Origin of the sequence: Mucilaginibacter endophyticus, assembly GCF_003351025.1 — a bacterium.
GTDB classification, from domain to species: domain Bacteria; phylum Bacteroidota; class Bacteroidia; order Sphingobacteriales; family Sphingobacteriaceae; genus Mucilaginibacter; species Mucilaginibacter endophyticus.
This window is the reverse complement of record NZ_QPCG01000025.1, coordinates 1-1236: the sequence shown is the minus strand read 5'-3', so window position 1 is coordinate 1236 and position 1236 is coordinate 1. Positions and strand designations below refer to the sequence as shown.

Sequence of the window (1236 nt, the reverse complement as noted above, 5' to 3'; positions counted from 1 at the left end):
TGTAACCCCTCCTAAAAACCGGACTGCTTAAAGGACGAAAAGTCTTAACTTTAAACAGTCAAACGATGAAGAACTCGATCATTACCGAAGCACAGATTGTCAAGGCCATCAAAGAGTATGAAGGTGGCCGTGAGCTAAACGACGTATGCCGCGAATTAGGCGTACACAAATCCACATTTTACAACTGGCGTAAAAAGTATGCCGGTATGGACAGCCAGGAATTAAAGCGGCTGAAAGAGCTGGAGGAAGAGAACCGTAAACTGAAGCACATGTATGCAGAGTTGGCTTTAGATCATAGTTTACTAAAAGACGTACTCTCAAAAAAGTTCTGAAGCCCTGCCAGCGCAAGGACATGGTCGCTTACTTAATGGAATTCCGTCAGGTAAGTATTAGCAGGGCTTGCCGGGTAGTAAAGCTGCCCAAATCCATGTATTACTACAAGAACATCAGGGATGACTCAGCAACTATTGATAAGTTGCTGGAACTGTCCGAAAAGCATCCCACCGAGGGTCAAGATCTGTATTACAGCCGCATCCGCCAGCAAGGTCTGCAGTGGAATTACAAACGTGTAAGGCGGGTTTACCTGCTGCTGGGCATGAACCGTCGCCGAAAGGTTCGCAGACGTGTGCCTGTACGTGTTAAAGTGCCGTTAGTCGTGCCTGAGCAGGCTGGAGATACCTGGTCGATGGATTTTATGTGCGATGTGCTGGTGAACAAGAGAAGGTTCCGAACGCTGAACATTATCGATGACTATAACCGGGAAGCTATTGCCGTAGAAGCTGCCTATACTATACCAGCCGTGCGGGTAACTCAGATTCTGGAGCGAACCATTCATGAGCAAGGTAAACCAAACTGTATCAGAGTGGATAACGGGCCGGAGTTTAACAGCAAGGAATTTAAGGATTGGTGTGAAAGCAGAGGTATAACTGTGCAATTCACGCAACCGGGAAAGCCCATGCAAAACGGCTATATCGAACGGTTCAATAGAACGTTCCGGGAAAACATACTGGATGCTTACTTATTTGAAGACATCAACCAGGTGCAGGTACTAGCTGATGAATGGATGGAAGATTACAATTACAGTAGGCCGCATGAAGCATTGGGAGGTATAACGCCAGACCTGTATAAGCGGCTAAACTGTGGAGATACCAGAAACTCTGGCGAGTTTCCAACATCCCCACAGTTCAAACAACAATAATTATATTTTTGAATTAAATTAGTCTATAAAATACCAGT

Annotated in this window: 2 protein-coding genes; both read left to right on the top strand. The window is 45.6% G+C overall.

The genetic code is table 11. From position 1 onward, the window contains the following. Positions 1-65: 65 nt before the first annotated feature. Positions 66-332 carry a transposase gene (locus DUL71_RS31790; protein WP_114941823.1) on the top strand — a complete coding sequence of 89 codons (267 nt, stop codon included), beginning with the start codon at positions 66-68 and terminating at the stop codon, positions 330-332. Between the two features lie 35 nt (positions 333-367). Then, complete coding sequence (locus DUL71_RS31785; protein ID WP_244228900.1) at positions 368-1198, top strand: IS3 family transposase; 831 nt, start codon at positions 368-370, stop codon at positions 1196-1198. The last annotated feature ends 38 nt before the right edge of the window (positions 1199-1236 follow it).

Excerpts from the sequence above, each read along its gene's own strand:
- DUL71_RS31785 (WP_244228900.1), top strand. The coding sequence starts at position 368 with ATGGAATTCCGTCAGGTAAGTATTAGCAGGGCTTGCCGGGTAGTAAAG.
- DUL71_RS31790 (WP_114941823.1), top strand. The coding sequence starts at position 66 with ATGAAGAACTCGATCATTACCGAAGCACAGATTGTCAAGGCCATCAAA.